We start from the raw sequence: 20,056 nt of genomic DNA, 5'->3' as shown, positions 1-20,056 counted from the left end.
CCTTTAACGAAAATTCTGTAGGAAGAAAGTTAGCGGGTCAGGTGTAGAAGGGTATCGCAGGCTGCGGTTGCAAGGTCTGAAGCAGCTGGGCTGGCAGGTACGGTGGCGGTCAGACCCAATTCGACAGCTTGGAGGGCGGTTGATTTTCCAATGGCAATGAGATGGGGGAAATTCTCTCGGCTACCCTGCGGCGAAGTCACCCATCCTTGATAAAACGCCCGGAGTAACGAGGGCGCTGTAGCAATCAGAATTCGCGCAGTGGAATTATCTGCCGAGGTACGTCCCTGAGCTACTTCTAAAGCCTGATTGAGCGAAAGCGGTTCGTACTCCCCGTAAGACTTTGAGCCCTGTACGAGCGCCGATTCAGCGGGAAAGTCCCGCATTTGATAGACGGTGGCGACATCAACCCGGTGTCCTAGCGCTTTCAGTCCTTCGCGAAGTGTTGGACGAGCGTTGGCACCCTGTACGCACAAAATACGTTGGTTCAAACCAGCAGATGCTGGCCACTGTTGAATCATGTGCTGAGCATCTTGGATATCGGGAATGAAATTCGCAGTAATGCCCAGTTTTTTTAGTTCAGCAGCAGTACCCTGTCCCACGGCGGCAATCAATGTTTCCGGGGGAAAGGGTAGAGCTTGAGAAGCTATCAGTTGTTCAAAGGCCCGTACTCCATTGCGACTGGTAAACGTGACCGCATCAAACTGCCCTTTCAAACTCTGGCGGAGCAACTCGCGGGCTACTTCCCGCGCATTCTGGGGGATAAGCTCTGCCTCGTGGAGAGGTACGCAGAGCAGCTCAATTGCGCCAGAAGGTGAAGACAACAGGGATTTCCCTACCCCCTCGAGGAGCTCATCAATGAGCTCCCCAGCGGCGGCAGGTGTTCTCGTCACAAAGATTTGTGCAGATGCAGTCATTAGAGGGTCAGATTTGCCAGGCGGGCGGCGCCCATGGAGAGAAGTTCATCAGCAAGTTTTTCTCCCAATGTTTTCGCGCCATCCGCCGATAGATCGGAAGTGGTTGCTTGGTGGCGTAGGGATTCAGAGCCGTCAGGGTTTGCTACCACTGCGTCTAGGACGAGTGTTTGCTCCTCTAACCGCGCAAAAGTTCCTACGGGAGCTGCGCATCCGGCTTCTAAACGTGCCAACAGAGCCCGCTCGGCGGTCACTGCCCAACGAGTAGGCGCATGGTCGACGGCGCGAATTGCCTCTGCCAGTTCAGTAGCTTTTTCGACGTCGCTCTCGCGCACCTCCAGCGCCAGAGCGCCTTGACCAGCGGCGGGGAGCATCTGAGTGGGATCAAGATAGTCGGTAACTGTCTCTTCAAAACCCAGACGGCGTAAACCCGAGGCCGCCAGAACCACCGCATCGCAGTCCCCGGCAGGTGTGCTTTGATTTCCATAGGATTCGAATCCTGCTACGCGCGCCAACCGAGTACCCACATTGCCGCGAATATCTACAATCTCGATATCGGGTCGGATCAAGCGCAATTGTGCTGCGCGGCGGGGAGATCCGGTTCCGATGCGGGCACCAGCGGGTAGTTTCTCTAAGGTCAACCCGTCGCGAGCAATCAGAGCATCACGGGGATCTTCTCGCTCCGGAATCCCCGCAACGACCAGTCCGGGGCAGGGAGCAGTGGGCAAATCTTTGAGAGAGTGCACCGCAAAGTCAACCGATCCGTCGAGCACGCGGGTACGTAGGGTTGCTGCGAATACTCCGGTACCACCCATCTGAGAGAGGGGGCCGGTCAACACATCGCCCTCGGTGCGAACGGTACGTAGTTCCACCTCAAAGTTGCCGGCTGCAGCGATTTGATCAGCTGCCATTCCCGATTGGGTGAGGGCAAGAGCAGAACCGCGCGTTCCTAGGATAAAGGTCATGAACGCGCTCCTTCTGCTTTATCGGCACCTGTATACGTAGCAATGGTAGGCTTCTGAGCTTTTGCTCGTGCCGATACGCAACAGTCAGGGTTGCAGGCGTCAAACCACCCAGGGGTGCCGCAGGCACTGGTTCTCAATTCATCCAGCTCAGCGGGATTTTGCGAAGGGGCAGAAGATGCCACACGCTGGCCGATGAGTTGGCGCAACATTTCAACGTACTCGGGGTGGGTTCCGGGAGTCGGTGTCCGTGTTGCCACAAACCCCAGTTTTTCGCAGGTGTCCAGAGCCTCGGTGTCCAAGTCCCACTTGACTTCCATGTGGTCTGAGACGAATCCCAGCGGCACCAGAACCACGCCGTCCACAGTGCCTTCTAGCGCTTCGAGGGCATCGTTCACATCGGGTTCAAGCCAGGGCATGGACGGCGGACCGGAACGAGACTGGTAGACCAGCTCCCATTCCACGTCCTTCAACAGCTCAGGATGTTTTTTCTCCACTCCGGCGAGCACCGCGCGAGCAGCCTGCAGATGTTTTTCAACGTAGGCGGAGCCACCTTCGTAGTCGACGCCGCGAGGTCCCGCTTCATTTGCCGCGCTGGTGGGTATCGAGTGGGTGCAGAACATAATGCGAATCTTGCCGTTGCCGGCAGCTTTTCGCTCTGCCTGCTCCAGCCGGGCGCGCACGTCCTGTAGTCCTTCGATAAGACCGTCTTCGAAAGGCGCGATGAAACCGGGGGCGTCAAAATACTGGCGTACCTTATCGATTTGTAGCTTTCCTTCGAGGCCCAGCTCCTCTAAGGCAATACCGTAATCCTCGCGGTATTGGCGGCACGATGAATATCCCGGGTAAGCGCTGGTAGCCAGTACCAAGATTTTGCGCGCGCCCTTGTCGTAGGCCTCTTGAACTACGTCTTTGACGTAAGGCTCCCAGTTTCGATTTGCCCAGGTTATGGGCACATCGGGACCTTTTTCAACGAGTGCCGTTTGTAGGGCTGCCAGGAGCGCACGGTTCTGCTCGTTAATCGGCGAGACTCCCCCGTTGGCACGGTAGTGAGTGGCTACCTCTTCTAGACGCTCGTCGGGGATTCCTCGCCCTGCGGTGACGTTGCGCAGAAAGGGGATAACGTCCTCTTGGCCTTCAGGGCCGCCGAAGGAGGAAAGAATAACGAGGTCGTAATCCCGCGGTGCCTCAGAGCGCACACGGGTAAGGTTCTCTTCCCCATGGAACACCTCCAGGTTCTGCTCATTCAGAACGGCTGGCCCGTTGGTTGCAGTGTTCTGGGGGTCTGTCCGATTCGGAATAATGTCGGTGGGAAGTTGAGTCATTTAAGCAAGTACTCCTGCCACTTCACTGGCTTCAATGCGGCGACCAGTGTAGAACGGGATTTCTTCGCGGATGTAGTGGCGTGCCTCTGTGTTGCGGAATGAACGCATCAGGTCTACCAGCAGAACCAGTTCAGGGGATTCGAGGGCAATGAGCCATTCGTAGTCATTGAGTCCGAACGTTGCGATGGTGTTGGGGAGAACTTCGCGGAAGTCTACGCCCTTCATGCCGTGATTCTTCATGATTTCGCGGCGCTTTTCGGGGTTGATGGTGTACCAGTCGTAGGAGCGAACGAAGGGGTAGACGCAAATCCAACGCTCTGGGGCAATACCCTTGGCGAAGGATGGGGTGTGGTTGTTAGAGAATTCTGCATCGCGGTGTACGCCCATGGTCGACCAGACGATTTTGGTGCCGGAGAATGCAACGGTTCGGCGGATATCTCGGATAGCTGCCTGAAGGTCTTCGGGGGTTGCGCCGTGAACCCAGACCATGACGTCGGCGTCGTTGCGCATCGCTGAGACATCGTAGAATCCGCGTACGGTGACGCCGTTGGATTCAAGGCGTGCTACAACCTTGTTCAATTCTTCGGTGGCAGCTTCAGAGGATGCGTTGTCCGCAGGCTGGGTGTCACGGGCAAAAACGGTGTGAATGGAATAGTGGAACTGGTCATCGAGCTCGGCGGTTTCGCCGGGTCGCTGACCCTGAATCTTTCCGTGGGCATCTTTAGCGGTGGGCATGGATGCGCCGTGACCGTGGCTGTATGCGTGTGCTTTTTCCTGCTGTGACATGGTGTTCTTCCTTTTCTGCGTCCCAGTTTGTGTTGAGCTGGCACGCGGCTTCTGTCTGGAAAATAAAATCTTTAGTCGGCTGATGTTGCGTCAATAAATTCGTGCATGGTGCGGCGGGTATCTGCGGTGACGGCGGCTAGCCCGTTGCCTGATAACCAGGCGCCCACTGCGGTAACGCCTTCTAGATCCTGCAGTGAGTTGCGAAACTGCTGTACTTTTTCGCGGTGTCCGGGGCGCATGGTGGGCAAAGAGCCCTTCCATCGCACTACGTCAGCCCCCAGTAAATTGCCCCGGGTGATGCTGACGCCCAGTAGCTTGCCTGCATCGTGCATTGCCAGAGTGATGAGCTGGTCATCATAGAGGGAAACTTCGCGCAAAGGTCCGTGGTCGTTGCCTCGTCCGTAAGACAGACGCACGACGTGTTTGCCCGGACCCATTTCCTCTGCAATCCACTTCCACTTGGCAGTGGCATGGGTTAGCGCTTTGGCGCGTACGGTGGCTACCTGATCGCTGACTAGCAGACCGGTGCCGCGGGGGCGAGAATCCAATTCTGGCTGCTCAATGGCGAGGGTAACCAGAGCAATTTCGTGCCCTGCTTTGACCTGGGGAATGGTGGAAGCATCCAAATGGGATCCCAGGATTCGCAAGGTAGTGGGTGCATCGGTTGCCATCACTAAGTATTTGCCGTGAACCGGTGCAACGCGCTCCCCCAGCTGGGGTGCCCTTTGTAGCAGGGTCCAACCGCCTCGATCGGGGTCACGGTCAACGGCGATGGCATCGTAGCCGGTGAGGATACGCACACGGCGGCGCAGAACATCACGCACCAAAGCCTCAGAGAGCTGGTTCATACCTCCTACTAGGCCAGCAACCTGGGATCCAGCCGGAGAGGCAGCTCGCAATGATGCCGAAGCGGCGGCAAGCGAACCTCGCTGGGCGAGCGCTGCCTGCAGACCGGGGATAACGCTTTCAATTTCGACTTCATCGGGATGGGTCGATTGGACGCCGGTGGTTACCGGCGCAACGAGTCGGTCAACAACCTGCTGGCCCATACGCTTGCGAACAAGTTCACCCAGAGTCTTAGCGTTGGCGCCCACAGACGCAGGGAGTAGCTTATCCATCTTGGCTCGTCGAAGACCAGCTGATGAAAGAATTTCCCGGATTGAAGGATCGCTCAAATCGCCAGGAATACCCAGAATTCCCGTGCGAGGAGCCGGGTGGGCGCCGTCTTGCAAGTACAGCCATGAGCCGCCGTCATAAGGTGAGCAAATCTTATCTTCAATGCCCAATTCGGTGAGCAGTTCCGCAACATCAGAGGTGCGGGTAGCAAACGATTCAGCCCCCGAATCGAGCACGTGCCCATCTACCTCGTGTGCGCCTACAGCACCACCGAGATGAGAGCGCTTTTCAACGAGAGTAACGCGCAGCCCCTTCATCGCTAGTTCACGGGCAGCGAGCAAACCGGAGATGCCGCCACCTACCACCACCGCAGATTCGCGGTGAGTTCGTCGGGAGTCCATAGCCATTATTGTTCAAGAATGCTTTCTACTCGTGCTGGGTAGTTTGGGTGTGAATATACTCCACCAGGCGGGTCAGGACGGCGGGGTCGGTGCTCGGGGGTACGCCGTGGCCCAGATTTACCACGTGGGTGGGTGCGCTGTTGCCAGCTGCTAGTACCTGATCGGTGTGCTCGCGCAGAGCGTCCCAACCCGATGCCAGCAAGGCAGGGTCGATATTTCCTTGCAGTGGAATCCCTCCGCCCAAGCGCTGCTCAGCTTCGGTCAGGGATAGGCGGTAGTCCACTCCAACGACGTCAGCGCCAGCCTCGTGCATAGCGCCGAGTAACTCAGCAGTACTCGTGCCAAAGTGGATACGTGGGACACCGAATTCTTCAACCATTGCCAAAGCATCCGCAGAGTGTTTCTGAACGAAACGCCGATAATCCGCTTCAGATAGTGAACCTGCCCAAGAGTCAAAGAGCTGCACCGCAGACGCGCCGGCTTCTATCTGAGCGCGAAGGAACTGGCCTGAGGTGCGTGCCGCCCACTGCCCCAGGGCTTCCCATGCTTCGGGTTCAGCGTGCATCATGGTTCGTGGGCGCAGGTGGTCGCGGGAGGGTCCGCCTTCCACCATATAAGCGGCAACGGTGAAAGGAGCCCCAGCAAAGCCAATCAGCGGGGTATCTCCTAGTTCTTTGACGGTCAGCTCAACAGCTTCGCGAATAGGATCCAACGCAGAGTCTTCAAGTTCGGGAAGGTTCTTGATCTCTTCCAACGTGCGAACCGGAGTATCGAGTACTGGACCGCGCCCGGGCACAATATCAACGCCAACCCCGGCGAGCTTCATAGGAATCACGATGTCAGAAAAGAAGATGCCCGCATCCACGTTGTGTCGCCGCACAGGTTGGAGGGTAATTTCAGCTGCCAACGAAGGAGTCAGGCAAGCATCCAACATCGGGACACCTTCGCGAACCTTTAAATATTCAGGAAGTGAACGCCCAGCCTGACGCATGAACCACACGGGACGATGCGCGCTCTGCCGCCCGGTCAGTGCTCTCATCATCGGAGAGTCAGCGGTTCCACCCGCTCGCAAGGGGTGATGGGCAGGCAGGTGCTTCAGCTGCTCGTCGGTGAGCAAGTTACGCTGGCGAAGTGATGAAGTCATATGTTCTATTGTGCCAATAAATTCTGGGTGTTTTGTCTACACTCTGTCATTTATTTGTGCTCGGCACGGTAAGTAGCGCGCATTCCCCGCTGAGTCCAACCCATTCGGGGTATCTCATTCATGAGTTTGACCTCAGCTATTCGCCAAGGTAGCTCAGACATGTTTATGATATTGAAGTCGTGACTATTTTTTCTCTCGTAGCATCTCACCAAACTGTCGATTTGAGCACCGTGGCACATCTAGCCAACGGTGCTAGTTCACTTGATGCCTCAGAACTCGATGTAGAAACCCGAGGTTTAGTGGTTCTCTCTACCTGCAATCGCCTAGAAATCTACGGGGAAACAGCTCAGGATTCTGTGGCGACGGACCAAAAAGCAGAACAAGATGTCGCCGAAGTAGCCACCGCGATTTTTGAAGAACTCTCAGCGCTATCGTCCTTAGATTATTCGACCGTTGAATCAAGTTTTGACGTCTTTTTCAACGACGCTGTAGCTCACCATCTCTTCACCGTTGCCTCAGGTCTTGAATCCGCAGTTGTGGGAGAACGAGAAATCACCGGCCAAGTTCGCCGCGCCATCACTGCCGCTCAAGAAGAGGGCAAAGCCTCTGGAAATCTTGTGCGGCTTTTTGACAACGCAGCCAATACTGCCCGACGAGTAGGACAGCAAACACTCTTGGGCGCTCGCGGACGCTCGGTGGTCTCTGTTGCTTTGGACCTTGCCGACGACGTCGCCGAGAAAACGTGGAAAGACCGATCGGCTTTGGTTTTTGGTACGGGTGCCTATGCAGGTGCCACCGTTGCAGCCTTGCGAGATAGAGGTTGCCAGAATATTACGGTATATTCCTTCACCGGCCGTGCAGCTACTTTTGCCCACAAGCGTGGGGTAAAAGCGATTGACGGCGCTTCTTTGCCTCAGGCGCTGGCTAGTGCAGATGTCATTATCGGGTGTTCGGGTAGCTCTGATCCGCTCAGTGCCGATGAAATTCCTGCGGGAAAGCGGGTTATCCTCGATCTTGCCCTCACTCGCGATTTCGCCCCCGAGGTAGCCGACCTCCCAGATACAGAACTCATTACTTTAGAGTCTGTGCGCTTGGCAGCCCCTGAAGAAATGGATAGTTCCGTGCAGCTTGCCCACACAATAGTGGACAATGCTGTTGAGGAATTCCGCATTAAACAAAAGGCGCGCACTGTAGATGCTGCTATTGTTGCTCTTCGAGAGCACACCATGTCCATTCTCGACTCCGAGTTAGAGAAAGTTCGTGGACACTTTGGGTGTGGAGGAGCTGCTGATCAGGTCGAATTCGCAATGCGTCGCATGGTCAAATCCCTTTTACACACTCCTACGGTCAGAGCACGTTCGCTAGCCCAAGAAGGCAGAGAATCCGAATATATTGCGGGTCTCGAAGCACTTTACGGCATTGAAGTTTCGCAGTCTCAAGAAAAAGTCGTCCGAGATATCCCTCAGGCAGACGCGTCTTAGAGTATGGCATTCATCAATCTCACACGTAGATAATTTCGCACCTTAGATACGTCAGGACACACACTTGAGCGCACATTTCGAGAATCAGTCCGAGCCCACTGCCCTCAGCGGACTCTCCGCAGAACAGGCAACCGGTGGAATTCGCCTTCCTAAAAAATTACGACGTCAGCAGTTAGTTTTTTCAGCCCTTCGAGTTTTTTCCTCCCAGGGTTATCACGTCACGACCATGAACCACATTGCGTCGGCAGCAGACGTCACCAAGCCAGTTCTTTATCAGCACTTCAAATCAAAGCGCGATCTTTATCTTGCCGTTCTCGATGAGCAAATTGATGATCTCATCAAGCGCATTGTTGAGCCTCTCTACCGCACAGAAAATAATCGTAGCCGCGTAGAGGGTGCCCTCAGCGCTTTCTTTGAGTTCATCCGCACCAATCCCCAGGGCTACAGGCTCATTTTTGAGTCTGATATTCAAAGTGACCTTGCAGTTCAAGAATGCTTGGACAAGCTCTACACCTCTATCGCGGGGCATATCGCTGGCATTCTGGGTCCCAACGCCGGTCTGCCCATCAAAGAAGCAGTCCTGCTGGCACGAACGCTTACAGGCATGGTTATTTCTGCCACGCAACACGCAATTAGCCAAGGTGCATCCACCGATGAGCTCGCTCAGGTGGAGCAACTGGTGTTCCGCTTAGCGTGGGGCGGCATTTCTATTATTGACGAAGATTGGGAATAATCGAGATCTCAAAATTTGCTCTGAGTGATATTCGAAAAATCACAGGGGCGCTCCCCCTAGACTAAATTCAACGCAAATATTTTTCGTTGAAGGAAACGGAGTAAAAGTGGAAATCAAAATTGGCGTTCAGCATGTCCAACGCGAAATCGTTATTGAGACCGAAGAGTCAACGAATGACATCAAGGCAAAGGTATCCCAGGCTTTGCAGGATAAGTCAGTTCTAGAGCTAGAAAATACTAAGGGTGCTATCACTTTGATTCCTGCCGAGCAGATTGGTTACATCGAACTCGGCGCAGAGACCAAGCCTCGTATTGGCTTTGGATTTTCCGAATAAGAATTAATAAAACCCTGATGAAGCAGTGAGAGCGTGTTGCCGCTCTCACTGCTTCATTTTTCAATTTGCTACTATGAGAAGTGTTATCTGGTTGCCCGGTCGTTGGACGGCATATACCATTTTGAGACTCTCCCCGTTGAGAGCGTACTTTTTACGATCGGCTTCTCCACTCGCGTCCTGTCTATCCCGGTTCTAAAACTGGCGGATTTCAGACAGTAGATGCACCTATATTTTCAAGGAAACCTTCGTTGACTGAAGAAATTAAGACTTTTGCCGATTACGGCTTACGAGAAGATATCTGCGAGGCACTAGCCGAACGCGGTATCCTTTCTCCTTTCCCTATCCAGGCACTCACCCTTCCCGTCGCTCTTGGCGGCCATGACATTATCGGCCAGGCGAAAACCGGTACAGGTAAGACCCTCGGTTTTGGTTTGCCAGCTATTCAGCGAGTGGTTGGCCGAGATGACGCCGGTTGGTCCCACCTCAAATCCCCCGGTGCGCCTCAGGCACTCATCGTGGTCCCTACCCGCGAGCTTGCTATTCAGGTGGGTTCTGACCTTGAAGCTGCGGCTAAGAAACGCAACGCTCGTACAGTCACCCTGTACGGCGGTGTGCCTTACGAATCGCAGGTTAAGGTTCTGGATGAGGGCGTCGAGTTGGTAGTGGGCACCCCCGGTCGCCTGATCGATTTGCAGCGCCAAAAGAAGCTGAATCTTTCGCAGGTCAAGATTGTAGTTCTTGACGAAGCCGATGAAATGTTGGACTTAGGCTTCTTGCCCGATGTTGAAAAACTCCTGGCGGTCCTGCCCGAAGTTCGCCAGACTATGCTGTTCTCAGCCACTATGCCCGGCCCCGTAGTAACTATGGCTCGCCGCTACATGACCAAGCCTATGCATATTCAGGCGTCGTCTCCGGACGATGAGTCTATTACTAAGGCATCCATCCGCCAGGTGATTTACCGTGCGCACCCGCTGGATAAGGACGAGCTGGTCGGCCGCATCCTCCGTGCGAACGGTCGCGGTCGCACCATCATTTTCTGTAAGACCAAGCGATCGGCCGCGAAACTTGCCGACGAACTTAACACCCGCGGATTCGCCGCCGGCGCCCTTCACGGTGACTTGAACCAGGGAGCGCGCGAACAGGCTCTTCAGGCGTTCCGTGATGACCGCGTTGATGTTCTCGTGGCAACCGACGTCGCCGCTCGCGGTATCGACGTTGATGACGTCACACACGTCATCAACTTCCAGTGCCCCGAAGACGAGAAGACCTACCTGCACCGTGTGGGTCGCACCGGACGCGCGGCGAACAATGGTACCGCAGTCACCCTGGTGGATTGGGAAGATGTCCCCCGCTGGTCGCTCATCAACAAAGCACTGGAGCTGGGCGTTCCTGAGCCCGTAGAGACTTACTCATCCTCCGATCATCTGTTTACTGACCTCGATATTCCTGAGGGCGTCAAGGGCAAGTTGCCCCGCGACGAACAGACGAAAGAAGGCCTCTCTCAGAACCACTCAGCCGGGCTTCGGAGTAATAATCGCCGCAACGAGCGCGTTGGTTCTCGCCAAGGCAACGGCAGGAACCGTAACCGCTCGGAGCGCCGTGGCGATCGCCGCCGCGACGGCGAGCAATCCGCACAGAACGAGAAGTCCAATAATCGCCGTCCTCAGCGCCGGCGCGCTGATGGGGATTCCGCGCAGAAAACGGCAGACTCTCGTGAAAAATCGGTAGAGAAGTCTTCAGATGGCACGCGCCGTCGTCGACGTCGCCGCAAGCCCGCGGATAACAAGGGCGAGTAAGTAGTTCTTGGCGGGGAAGGAGCAGGTGATTTCACCGGTTCCTTCCCCTTTCTATCTACTGGGTGAAAAGGTGGAAAGTTTCCGGATGCATTGAACCGTGTGCCGATCGGTGGTGTTTTCACCCAGACGGTTTGGCTTGCCAGCACCGTGATAATCAGATGACCCGGTTACCAACAAGTCATGCTCGAACGCTATGCTATGTAACCATTTCTGGTCTTCAAGTGAATTATCGCGGTGATGAACTTCTAGCCCGGCAAGTCCCGCATCAATCATTTCTTCGATGAGCTCTGCAGAGGCAATGCGGCCTCGACTACGAGCGCGCGGATGCGCCATAACCGGTACTCCCCCGGCGGCACGTACCAGCCGTACGGCTTCAACCGGATTCACTGCATAGTGCGACACATAGTAGCGCGATTGTGGGGTGAGGATGGAAGCGAAGGCTTCTGAGCGGTTCTCCACAGCACCGGCTGCCACGAGAGCATCAGCTATGTGGGGTCTGCCTACAGTGGCTCCCTCACCCGTTTGTTCCATGACGTCGTCCCAATCGATAGGATAGTCTTCGCTCAGAAGAGTCACCATCCGCTGGGCACGGTGAATGCGGGATTCGCGGGCACGAGCAATTTCCTGCAAGAGTGGCTGATAGGTGGGATCATGCAAGTAGCTGAGCAGGTGAATGCTCACGCCATGCCCCGCACAGGAAATTTCCATTCCCGCCACAAAATCTAGTCCTAGTTTTTGAGCGGTTTGATCTGCTTCAGACCAGCCAGCTGTGGTGTCATGGTCGGTCAGCGCAAAGCCGTCTAGACCTGTTTCAGCAATTTCCTGAACCAGATCTTTGACCGACTGAGTACCGTCTGAAATTTTTGAATGCACATGCAGGTCATAACCCATGCCTCTATCTTAGGTCGCTTGCACCCATAGCCAGAAGTGAACCGGAGATGATAAGCGTTACCTGCCGTATTAGAGTTAAAACCATGAATACTTCTGAGAACAATTTTGAAATAGATGATCAGCCGCTGGAAGAGCGTGTTAATAATCGCTCGCAGCCTCCTAAATCCCATGCTTTTACTGAGTTTATTAGTTCTAACTGGGCACCGAGCAACCATCAGATTCCCAATCGTGCTGAGGTAGCCGATTTTGCTGCAAAGCGCCGTCGGGCTATTTCATTGAAGTTCCCCGGTGAGCGTTTGGTTTTGCCTGCGGGGCCTTTGAAAGTTCGCTCTAACGATACGGATTACCGCTTCCGCCCCCATTCTGCTTTTGCACATCAGACGGGGTTAGGTACCGACCATGAGCCCGACGCAGTGCTGATTTTTGAGCCTGTAGAAGAAGGCGCTGGGGATAATGGTTCGAATCATGAGGTGACTCTTTACTTCCGTCCTTTGGCGGGGCGAGATACCGAGCAGTTCTATTCGGATCCTCGATACGGTGAATTTTGGATTGGCCCCCGCCCCACCCTTGCTGAAATTGAAGCTGAGTACGGTGTGAAGTGTAAAGATCTTTCCGAGCTCGAAGTTGCTATCACCAAGAATGCCGGAAATAAAGCGCTCGGTGGTGTTCAGATTCGACTGGTGCGCAATGTCGATTTGAACATCGACGCGCTGGTGGATACCTCGCGGTATAACACCGGCGTTGATTTGGAACAGGCAGATGCCACCGATGCTGTGTTGACCGAAGCGCTTTCCGAGGCTCGTTTGGTGAAGGACGCGGTAGAAATCGATAATCTACGCCGTTCGGTAGCGTCTACCGTTGAAGGGTTCGAAAACGTTATTCGAGCTTTGCCTCGTGCGGTAGCGCACCGTCGTGGCGAACGCGTTATCGAAGGTGCTTTCTTCACGAAAGCCCGCGAAGAGGGCAACGACTTGGGTTATGACACCATTGCTGCCTGCGGTAACAATGCCACCGTACTGCACTGGATTCAGAACACCGGTGCAGTCGAAGAGGGCAAGCTAGTACTGTTGGACGCCGGTGTTGAGGACGATACGCTGTACACCGCTGATATCACCCGTACTTTCCCCGTCAACGGAAAATTTTCCGAAGTTCAGGCAAAGGCTTATCAGGCGGTGCTGGACGCTGCAGATGCGGCATTTAAGGCAGCAGTTCCTGGCAATAAATTCCGCGACGTCCATGCTGCAGCGATGAATGTTCTCGCCTCCCGCCTTGAGGACTGGGGGCTTCTGCCGGTCAGCGCCGAGGTCGCTCTTTCGGACGAGGGCGGGCAACACCGTCGTTGGATGCCGCACGGCACCAGCCACCATCTAGGGCTGGATGTGCACGACTGCGCGCAGGCGAAAAAAGACCTCTACTTGGATGGCACTATCGAAGCGGGTATGGTCTTCACTATCGAGCCCGGTCTGTACTTCAAAGAAGAAGATCTTTCCATTCCAGAAGAACTACGAGGTATCGGCATTCGATTGGAGGACGATGTCCTGATTACTGAAGCAGGCAATGAGAATCTTTCCGCTGCGTTGCCTCGTACGGTTGAAGAAATTGAGCAGTGGATGGCAGAGCTAGCTCAATAGAGCAATCTTGCGTCCGAAGACAAGAACAAGGCCCATCACCGCTCAGGTGATGGGCCTTGCTCATGAGTTCAGCAGATAACTGTTCTACAGTGTCTCTCAATCAAGAGAGGTCATAAGTTAGGACTTGCGGGAACCGTGGTGTTCCGAGGGCTCCTCTGGGGCAGATGAAGCAGGTGCGTTGCGTACGGAATCCTGAACCTCTTGAGAATCCTCTACCTTCAGACCGTATCGTTGAGGACTCTGCTCTTCTCGCACCTTTTCGATTCTCTGTTCAGAATCGTCCGGGCGCATTGGTTCGGTGCGCACCATCTTGGCGTACTCTTCGGGGTCGTCAATGCGTAGCCCAAATTTGCCGCCGGCGGGCGAGCCGTCCCTGTTATATTCGGGGCCAACAAAGGTGGTGGGATCTGCTTGTTCATGGGAGTGCCCCTGAACTACAGATGATGGTGTTCCCGATGCGGGGGTATTGGGGTGTGCTAGCTGCGGGCGGAAGTTCTGGGAACGGACGCCCAGTACTTCACGAGCCTGTGCCGCTACGCTGGGATTGCTCATCAGCGAAAAAGCTGTAGGAATCATTTGCTGGCGCATCTGGAAGGCGCCGTTCTTGTTCCCCCGAGAAAAAGAGAGAATGCCAAAAATCATCCAGATGGCAATGCCCAAGGGTACTGCGGAAGCAAGATGCGGCAAGACAGATGTGCCGGTCACCAATGCGGTCACCACGCCGATTAGAGCACCGAAGGTTGCACCGCTAAGCGCTGAGCTCAAAGCAATACGTGGATATGACAGCTTGCCTATAAAATATTCAACTTGTTTGAGGTCATGCCCCACCACAAAAAATGCCTGGGCAGGTAAGCCTGCGCTCGTCAGACGCCCCATCGCGGCATCCAGTTCTGCACGAGAAGTAAAGTTTTGCACCAGCTCACCGCGGGGAATTTTGCCGGCTTCTGGAATAACGGGTGTTATCTGTTGCTCATTCATGCACTTTATTTTTCCGTGTTTACCGCAAAGATTCCTAATAATTGCCCAAGGTATCGCAACAGGCGAAAAATTGAGTAAATTTTGACTCCTTGACAGGGAAATCTACTCGTTTATCTCACACTTTTCTCTGGGACTCCCGATTTGCCCTCAATATCCCCTAATCTTGAAAGGGTGAGTACTACACCGAACAAAATCTTTATTGCCCGTCTACTCGGCATGGACGTTTTTGACCCCCTGGGTGATCGTCTAGGACGATTACGCGATATTGTGGTGCTCAAACAGAGTTTTGGTGCCCTTTCCGCGTTGACAGGAACCGCTGGACAAAAGGGCAAAGAGCCCATCGTAGTGGGCATCGTGATTGAAGTCCTGGGTAAGAAACGAATTTTTGTACCTATGACCCGCGTAACGACTATTGAATCTTCGCAGATTATCTGTACCGGTTTGGTTAATCTCCGCCGGTTCGAACAGCGTGGATCCGAGGCACTGGTCGTTGCTGAAATTTTTGACCGCAAGGTACGACTGACCGACGGTTCAGGTGAAGCAATGGTTGAAGATGTTGCCATGGAGCAGCGCCGGAATGGTGACTGGTTCCTCTCCGAGCTCTTTGTCTCTCGCGCCCACGAAACCGGTGGTCTGCTGCGCCGTCGTAAAGATACTCTGATTGTGGACTGGAATGAAGCGATTCTCTCCACCGATTTAGAACCCCAGGCTGCGACCGCGTTCGTCGAAAACCATGCAAACGCCAATCCTGCGGACTTGGCAGATGCCATCCACGAGATGAACGACAAGCGCATGGTCGAAGTTGCCCATGAACTCCAAGATGAGCGCCTAGCAGACGTCTTGCAGGAACTTCCCGAAGATGACCAGGTGGAAATTCTTTCTCACCTCGATGTGGAACGCGCCGCCCAGGTTCTCGAGGAAATGGAACCGGATGACGCCGCCGACCTCCTCAACGAACTATCCGATGCTCAACGTGAAGAACTGCTGCACTTGATGGAACCAGAAGAAGCAGACGATGTCCGTCGTCTTCTGGAATATGAGGAGGGAACCGCAGGTTCGTTAATGAACCCTGTTCCAATTATTCTCTCCCCTGAAGCTACCGTTGCTGAGGCACTGGCGCATATCCGGCAGGAAGAAATTTCCCCCGCGATGGCAGCTGCCGTCTTGGTAGCCCGTCCCCCGTTGGAAACCCCCACTGGTAAATATCTAGGTATGGTTCATATGCAGCAGCTTCTTCGCTATCCGCCCAGCGAGCTGGTGGGAACACTTTTGGATTCCTCCATCGAACCGGTCTCCGATATGTCTTCTCTTGCGGAAATTTCCCGCATCCTCGCAACGTATGACCTCACCATCATACCCGTCGTCAACCAGCATGACCGATTAGTCGGTGCGATTACTATTGACGACGTGTTAGACGCTATCTTGCCCGAAGACTGGCGAACCTATGACGATGGAACTCCGATTCGAAAGGTAGGACGCCGTTTTGAGTGATAAGAACCGCGACCGTTCCTCCACCGATGAACACCTCTCCCAGCCCCAGGCAGCTCGTCGCAAGTTTGCCTTCTCGTCGAATCCCGATAGCTTTGGTCGCGCCACTGAATCTATTGCGCGATTCATGGGTACTCCCACCTTCTTGCTCTACATGACGGTCTTCTGCGGTCTCTGGCTGGGGTGGAATACCTTGGCACCTGAAGAGATGCAGTTTGACCCCCGTTCATTGAACTTCACTCTGCTCACGTTGATGCTTTCTTTGCAGGCATCCTATGCTGCCCCGCTGCTCCTTTTGGCGCAGAATAGGCAGGACGACCGCGACCGCGTGATTGCCTCACAGGACCGTAAGCGCGACCAAGAAAACCTGGAAGAGACCCAGTACCTCACCCGTGAAATTGCCGCTTTGCGCATTGCTTTGCGCGAGGTGGCCACCCGCGATTACGTACGTAGCGAATTGCGCGACATCATGGAAGAACTACAGAAAATTCAGGATAAGCAGAATCAGTTAGATCAGTATGTGCCGGAAGCACGAGATCCACTGACCGGTTCTGTAGCTATCGTGACTGAAGAATCGCGGAAGAAGAAAAAGGTTAAGGATGTCGATGAGAGCGAGCACGACTCCCCTAACCAATAGCCTATTTACCGCAGCAACCTAAGGATAATCCCGTGTTAGACGAAGCCCTGTTTCAAGCGCTGGCTGAAGTATATGACCCCGAGTTGCGCAAACCCATCACCGAATTGGGAATGGTCGAATCTGCGCAAGTTCAGGGTTCCTTAGCTCAGGTTTCAATCCTGCTGACCATAGAGGGGTGCCCGCTTCGCTCCACCATCGAGACAGAGGTACGCCAGGCTGCCCTGGGTTTAGATGGAATAGAGCAGGTAGAAGTCTCTGTGGGCTTTATGAGCCCCGAGCAACGCTCGGCATTGCGGTCTTCACTGGGTCATACTAAAACCAATCCTTTCGCTGTCAAAGAATCATTGACACGCGTTTTTGCCGTCGTCTCGGGCAAAGGCGGGGTAGGTAAATCCTCCATGACCGCCAATCTTGCCGCTGCTTTTGCCGCGCAGGGGCTCAGCGTGGGTATTGTAGACGCCGATGTTCACGGCTTCTCGATTCCTGGTCTCATGGGTATTACTCAACCACCCACCCGAATGGACGATATGATTCTCCCGCCGGTCGTTGAGGTACCTTCGTCTGCCTCCCCCGTTTCAGACGGGACAGCAGAAACTCACGGGTTTGTGAAAGTTATTTCCATCGGCATGTTTATCGAGGGAAATCAGCCTGTAGCGTGGCGAGGCCCCATGCTCCACCGCGCATTAGAGCAGTTTCTCACCGACGTCCATTTTGGTGATTTGGATGTGTTGTTGCTCGATCTTCCGCCCGGCACCGGAGATATTGCGATTTCGATGGCGCAACTTCTCCCTCATGCCGAGTTGCTTCTTGTTTCTACGCCACAGCATGCGGCAGTAGAAGTTGCAGAACGAGCCGGTACCCTCAGCTTGCAAACCGAACAAAAAGTTGCCGGTGTGATTGAAAATATGGCAGCCATGCGAATGCCAGATGGTTCGTTGCTAGAAATTTTTGGCTCGGGCGGCGGAGAACAACTCTCTGATCGACTCACCGACACATTGGAATACGAAGTGCCGCTTCTAGGTTCTATCCCCCTAGAAACCAACGTGCGAACCGGCGGCGATGAGGGAATGCCCATCGTCTGGGGCGCGCCAGAGACCGAAGCAGCGCAGACTATTTCCCATATTGCAGAAGAACTTGCCCACCGGGGTCGCGGGCTCGCAGGAAGACCCCTGCCCCTAAACTTTTCTTAGGTAGCGTCGGTATCAAAAGGGGCATAAGCGCCACGCGGTAGACGGCGAAGGTTCTGTTCAACCGGCTGGTTCAGCGCCATCTGCTCTTCAGCACGAGCTGCTCGCTCGGCGTCGTCCTCAGCTAATGCCTCACGCACAATCGTGCGAGGGTCGTACTGGCGAGGATCATACTGTTTCCAGTTGAAATCCCCCAGTGGATTTTCTCCCATGGTTTCTTTAAGGTCATCTCGCGCTTCAAACGCGATACCTCGAACCCATTTCACGCCTTCTTTAAGCTTTTGGGCGTATTCAGGCATGCGTTGAGGACCGATCACCACCAAAGCGAGGATGATCAGTATCAAAAATTCCATACCGTTGATACCTAACACATATGGAAGATTACCAGTAAAACCTGAAGAACACTGAAAATTTGAGGGGGTTCTATATGATGAACACAGCAGGGTTTTGTGGATGAGGTGGAACAAACAGTGTTTTCAAAGGACGAAATAAGACCTGACCGGAACAGCATTTGGGCTTTTATCGAGGAATTTCCCGAGGAGAGCTCAGATATTACGGATGCCCGGAAAGCTGCCCGAGAACTCGGAGTGCAGCCGGTCAGCGCCCATACGGCTGATTTGTTGCGGGTTTTGGCGGCGTCTACTCATGCTCAAAATATCTTAGAGGTGGGAACCGGCACGGGGGTCTCTACTTTGGCGTTGCTTCAGGGCATGGAACCGGGGTCTGCCATGACCACCTTAGATATTGATAATTCCCGCCTACAACGGGCCCGGTTAGCTATTCAGAATTCTTCACACGGCAGAAAACACCGAGTACGCACCATCTGTGGCGACGCCGCCGAAGTTCTCCCCCGGCTCTCTCAAGGATCTTACGATCTTGCTTTTGTAGATACATCCGTAGAATCTGCAGAGTATTCGGTACTTTCTTGTCTCTCACTCATCAAATCGGGCGGGTTACTCATCATGCACAATGCTCTCAACCAAGGGCTAGTTGCTCAACCTACTGCCCGAGATCCACAGACCGTTGTGCACCGTCGGCTGCTTCAAGAAATCCAAGAATGCACTCACGATGTGTTCGTTTCGTTGGTTCACTCCAACCTGGGTTTGTATTTGGTCTACAAACGCTAGCAAGTAATATTTCCCAATGTCCCCTGAGAATACTCAGGTTAGTGTAAGAATAAGTTTTATCGGTATAGGTAACCTTTCGTTAACTATCTGATGGAGCCTGCAGGCTCCTCTCCCCTAACACTCTTTCGCACTGAGGACTTTCGATGAAGAAAACTCTCCCCCTTCTTGCTCTTGCGCTGGTTTCTCTGACCGGTTGCGTCAATATCAACAACGCTGCTCCCGAGGAGTCAGCCTCAAGCTCTCGCAGCGCCTCCCCCAGTTCAACCGTCACAAGTTCGACAACGGCTGCGCCAGCGTCGTCGAGTAAAGCACCGGAATCGCCATCGAGCTCTCCCTCCGAGACGCCGGTTCATGCGATGCCTGAGAAGACGCAAAATGCCTCCAAAACATCTTTTGCAGGAACGACCGCAAAAGGAAATGATATTTCCTTCTATATGCTTCCTGCGTTCGACCAGGACACCATGAATGGAATGATGCGCAGCACTGGTCTGTCGGGCTCGTGGGCTTCACTGTGCTCGTCCTCTGCTACCCAGCAACAACTCACGGAAACCGCAGTGAACACCGTTTCATCCAGTGGTTCGGTACACACATGGATGTCCTTCAAATATGCGGCGCCTTATCTGGACGTCATGACCGAGTCCCAGAGCCAACTACTAGAGCAAAAACTGGTTGATGGCCCCGCCGAGGGCACAAGCCTGACCTGTATACCGGTGATTACCCAACAAGTCTCAGCTTCATTGCAGGGGTATCCCTCCGCTACCGTGGGTCAGTATGTAGGTAGCCAAAATCTGGTTAATACCGTTGAAATCTATTAATACCTAGCACCTCGTTGCCCCATAAAAAGTGCCCTGCCGATTCTTCAGCAGGGCACTTTTTATGGCTGATTAGCTAAAATCTTCGAGGCACTTTTTCAGAGCTTCAATCTCATCGGTCGAAATTTCCAGGACGAGACGTCCACCGCCCTCAATAGGAATCTTCATGTTGATGCCACGTCCTTCGCGAACGATTTCAAGTGGCCCTTCGCCCGTGCGTGGTTTTTGTGCGGCCATACTCAATCTCCTTGTTATAAGTCCACGTTCGGGGAACCGAGTGGGATCAATTCTGTGATATGCCCCATGATAACCCGGA

20 protein-coding genes are annotated in these 20,056 nt (G+C 54.1%); 10 read left to right on the top strand and 10 right to left on the bottom strand.

The features are described 5' to 3' along the window. Window positions 1-29: 29 nt before the first annotated feature. From IDM48_RS03920 to hemE, 6 genes are all read right to left on the bottom strand, one after another. Window positions 30-914 carry a uroporphyrinogen-III synthase gene (locus tag IDM48_RS03920; protein WP_068171371.1) on the bottom strand — a complete coding sequence of 295 codons (885 nt, stop codon included), beginning with the start codon at window positions 912-914 and terminating at the stop codon, window positions 30-32. After that, window positions 914-1,876 (bottom strand): hydroxymethylbilane synthase, encoded by a 963-nt coding sequence (gene hemC, locus IDM48_RS03915; protein WP_068171373.1) that lies wholly within the window; start codon window positions 1,874-1,876, stop codon window positions 914-916. Before hemC ends, IDM48_RS03920 begins: the two co-directional genes overlap by 1 nt. Beyond that, window positions 1,873-3,198, bottom strand: a complete 1,326-nt coding sequence (locus tag IDM48_RS03910; protein WP_190618146.1) for a ferrochelatase — start codon at window positions 3,196-3,198, stop codon at window positions 1,873-1,875. Before IDM48_RS03910 ends, hemC begins: the two co-directional genes overlap by 4 nt. Then, window positions 3,199-3,933, bottom strand: coding sequence for a hydrogen peroxide-dependent heme synthase (gene hemQ / locus IDM48_RS03905; RefSeq protein WP_238398071.1), 735 nt, complete (start codon window positions 3,931-3,933; stop codon window positions 3,199-3,201). It abuts the gene before it with no gap. 122 nt (window positions 3,934-4,055) lie between these two features. Then, window positions 4,056-5,507, bottom strand: coding sequence for a protoporphyrinogen oxidase (gene hemG / locus IDM48_RS03900; RefSeq protein ID WP_190618142.1), 1,452 nt, complete (start codon window positions 5,505-5,507; stop codon window positions 4,056-4,058). A gap of 19 nt (window positions 5,508-5,526) precedes the next feature. Continuing rightward, window positions 5,527-6,645 (bottom strand): uroporphyrinogen decarboxylase, encoded by a 1,119-nt coding sequence (gene hemE / locus IDM48_RS03895; RefSeq protein ID WP_083147264.1) that lies wholly within the window; start codon window positions 6,643-6,645, stop codon window positions 5,527-5,529. Window positions 6,646-6,824: 179 nt separating this feature from the next. On the opposite strand from hemE, the gene IDM48_RS03890 reads away from it, so the two are divergent. The 4 genes from IDM48_RS03890 to IDM48_RS03875 all read left to right on the top strand — a co-directional run bounded on the left by IDM48_RS03890 (window position 6,825) and on the right by IDM48_RS03875 (window position 10,989). Further along, on the top strand, window positions 6,825-8,126 hold the full coding sequence (locus IDM48_RS03890; protein ID WP_145173485.1) for a glutamyl-tRNA reductase: 1,302 nt from the start codon (window positions 6,825-6,827) through the stop codon (window positions 8,124-8,126). A 64-nt stretch (window positions 8,127-8,190) separates the two neighbouring features. Beyond that, window positions 8,191-8,859: a TetR/AcrR family transcriptional regulator gene (locus IDM48_RS03885; protein ID WP_233126020.1), complete on the top strand. Its 669-nt coding sequence runs from the start codon at window positions 8,191-8,193 to the stop codon at window positions 8,857-8,859. Window positions 8,860-8,965: 106 nt separating this feature from the next. Continuing rightward, complete coding sequence (locus tag IDM48_RS03880) at window positions 8,966-9,193, top strand: DUF3107 domain-containing protein (protein ID WP_145173488.1); 228 nt, start codon at window positions 8,966-8,968, stop codon at window positions 9,191-9,193. A 248-nt stretch (window positions 9,194-9,441) separates the two neighbouring features. Continuing rightward, complete coding sequence (locus tag IDM48_RS03875; protein WP_238398035.1) at window positions 9,442-10,989, top strand: DEAD/DEAH box helicase; 1,548 nt, start codon at window positions 9,442-9,444, stop codon at window positions 10,987-10,989. A 51-nt stretch (window positions 10,990-11,040) separates the two neighbouring features. Here the strand turns inward: IDM48_RS03875 and IDM48_RS03870 are convergent, their stop codons facing one another. Then, window positions 11,041-11,880 carry a PHP domain-containing protein gene (locus IDM48_RS03870; RefSeq protein WP_190618140.1) on the bottom strand — a complete coding sequence of 280 codons (840 nt, stop codon included), beginning with the start codon at window positions 11,878-11,880 and terminating at the stop codon, window positions 11,041-11,043. A gap of 83 nt (window positions 11,881-11,963) precedes the next feature. Here IDM48_RS03870 and IDM48_RS03865 point away from each other — a divergent pair, with 83 nt between their 5' ends. Beyond that, entirely contained in the window at window positions 11,964-13,511 is a 1,548-nt protein-coding gene (locus tag IDM48_RS03865; RefSeq protein ID WP_190618138.1) for an aminopeptidase P family protein, read from the top strand. A 117-nt stretch (window positions 13,512-13,628) separates the two neighbouring features. Here the strand turns inward: IDM48_RS03865 and IDM48_RS03860 are convergent, their stop codons facing one another. Continuing rightward, window positions 13,629-14,489 carry a YflT domain-containing protein gene (locus IDM48_RS03860; RefSeq protein ID WP_151147277.1) on the bottom strand — a complete coding sequence of 287 codons (861 nt, stop codon included), beginning with the start codon at window positions 14,487-14,489 and terminating at the stop codon, window positions 13,629-13,631. A 171-nt stretch (window positions 14,490-14,660) separates the two neighbouring features. Between IDM48_RS03860 and IDM48_RS03855 the strand changes: the two genes are divergently transcribed. The 3 genes from IDM48_RS03855 to IDM48_RS03845 are packed head-to-tail and all read left to right on the top strand — an operon-like array spanning window position 14,661 to window position 17,804. Further along, window positions 14,661-15,980, top strand: coding sequence for a magnesium transporter MgtE N-terminal domain-containing protein (locus IDM48_RS03855; protein WP_068171404.1), 1,320 nt, complete (start codon window positions 14,661-14,663; stop codon window positions 15,978-15,980). Then, window positions 15,973-16,614 (top strand): DUF1003 domain-containing protein, encoded by a 642-nt coding sequence (locus IDM48_RS03850; protein WP_083147266.1) that lies wholly within the window; start codon window positions 15,973-15,975, stop codon window positions 16,612-16,614. Before IDM48_RS03855 ends, IDM48_RS03850 begins: the two co-directional genes overlap by 8 nt. A gap of 32 nt (window positions 16,615-16,646) precedes the next feature. After that, a complete protein-coding gene (locus IDM48_RS03845; protein ID WP_190618136.1) occupies window positions 16,647-17,804 on the top strand; it encodes a P-loop NTPase in 1,158 nt (385 codons plus the stop codon). On the opposite strand, the gene IDM48_RS03840 is transcribed toward IDM48_RS03845, so the two are convergent. Further along, window positions 17,801-18,172: a twin-arginine translocase TatA/TatE family subunit gene (locus IDM48_RS03840; RefSeq protein WP_068171410.1), complete on the bottom strand. Its 372-nt coding sequence runs from the start codon at window positions 18,170-18,172 to the stop codon at window positions 17,801-17,803. The two genes, IDM48_RS03845 and IDM48_RS03840, sit on opposite strands and share 4 nt — an antisense overlap. Window positions 18,173-18,271: 99 nt before the next feature. Here IDM48_RS03840 and IDM48_RS03835 point away from each other — a divergent pair, with 99 nt between their 5' ends. Next, entirely contained in the window at window positions 18,272-18,928 is a 657-nt protein-coding gene (locus tag IDM48_RS03835; protein WP_186303140.1) for an O-methyltransferase, read from the top strand. Between the two features lie 143 nt (window positions 18,929-19,071). Beyond that, window positions 19,072-19,743 (top strand): hypothetical protein, encoded by a 672-nt coding sequence (locus tag IDM48_RS03830; protein ID WP_145173508.1) that lies wholly within the window; start codon window positions 19,072-19,074, stop codon window positions 19,741-19,743. Between the two features lie 69 nt (window positions 19,744-19,812). On the opposite strand, the gene IDM48_RS03825 is transcribed toward IDM48_RS03830, so the two are convergent. Continuing rightward, on the bottom strand, window positions 19,813-19,977 hold the full coding sequence (locus tag IDM48_RS03825) for a DUF3117 domain-containing protein (RefSeq protein ID WP_068171418.1): 165 nt from the start codon (window positions 19,975-19,977) through the stop codon (window positions 19,813-19,815). Between the last annotated feature and the right edge of the window lie 79 nt (window positions 19,978-20,056).

Origin of the sequence: Rothia amarae, from assembly GCF_014705945.2 — a bacterium.
GTDB lineage: Bacteria > Actinomycetota > Actinomycetes > Actinomycetales > Micrococcaceae > Rothia > Rothia amarae.
The sequence above is the reverse complement of the archived record's forward strand: the minus strand, read 5'-3'. Positions and strand labels throughout refer to the sequence as shown.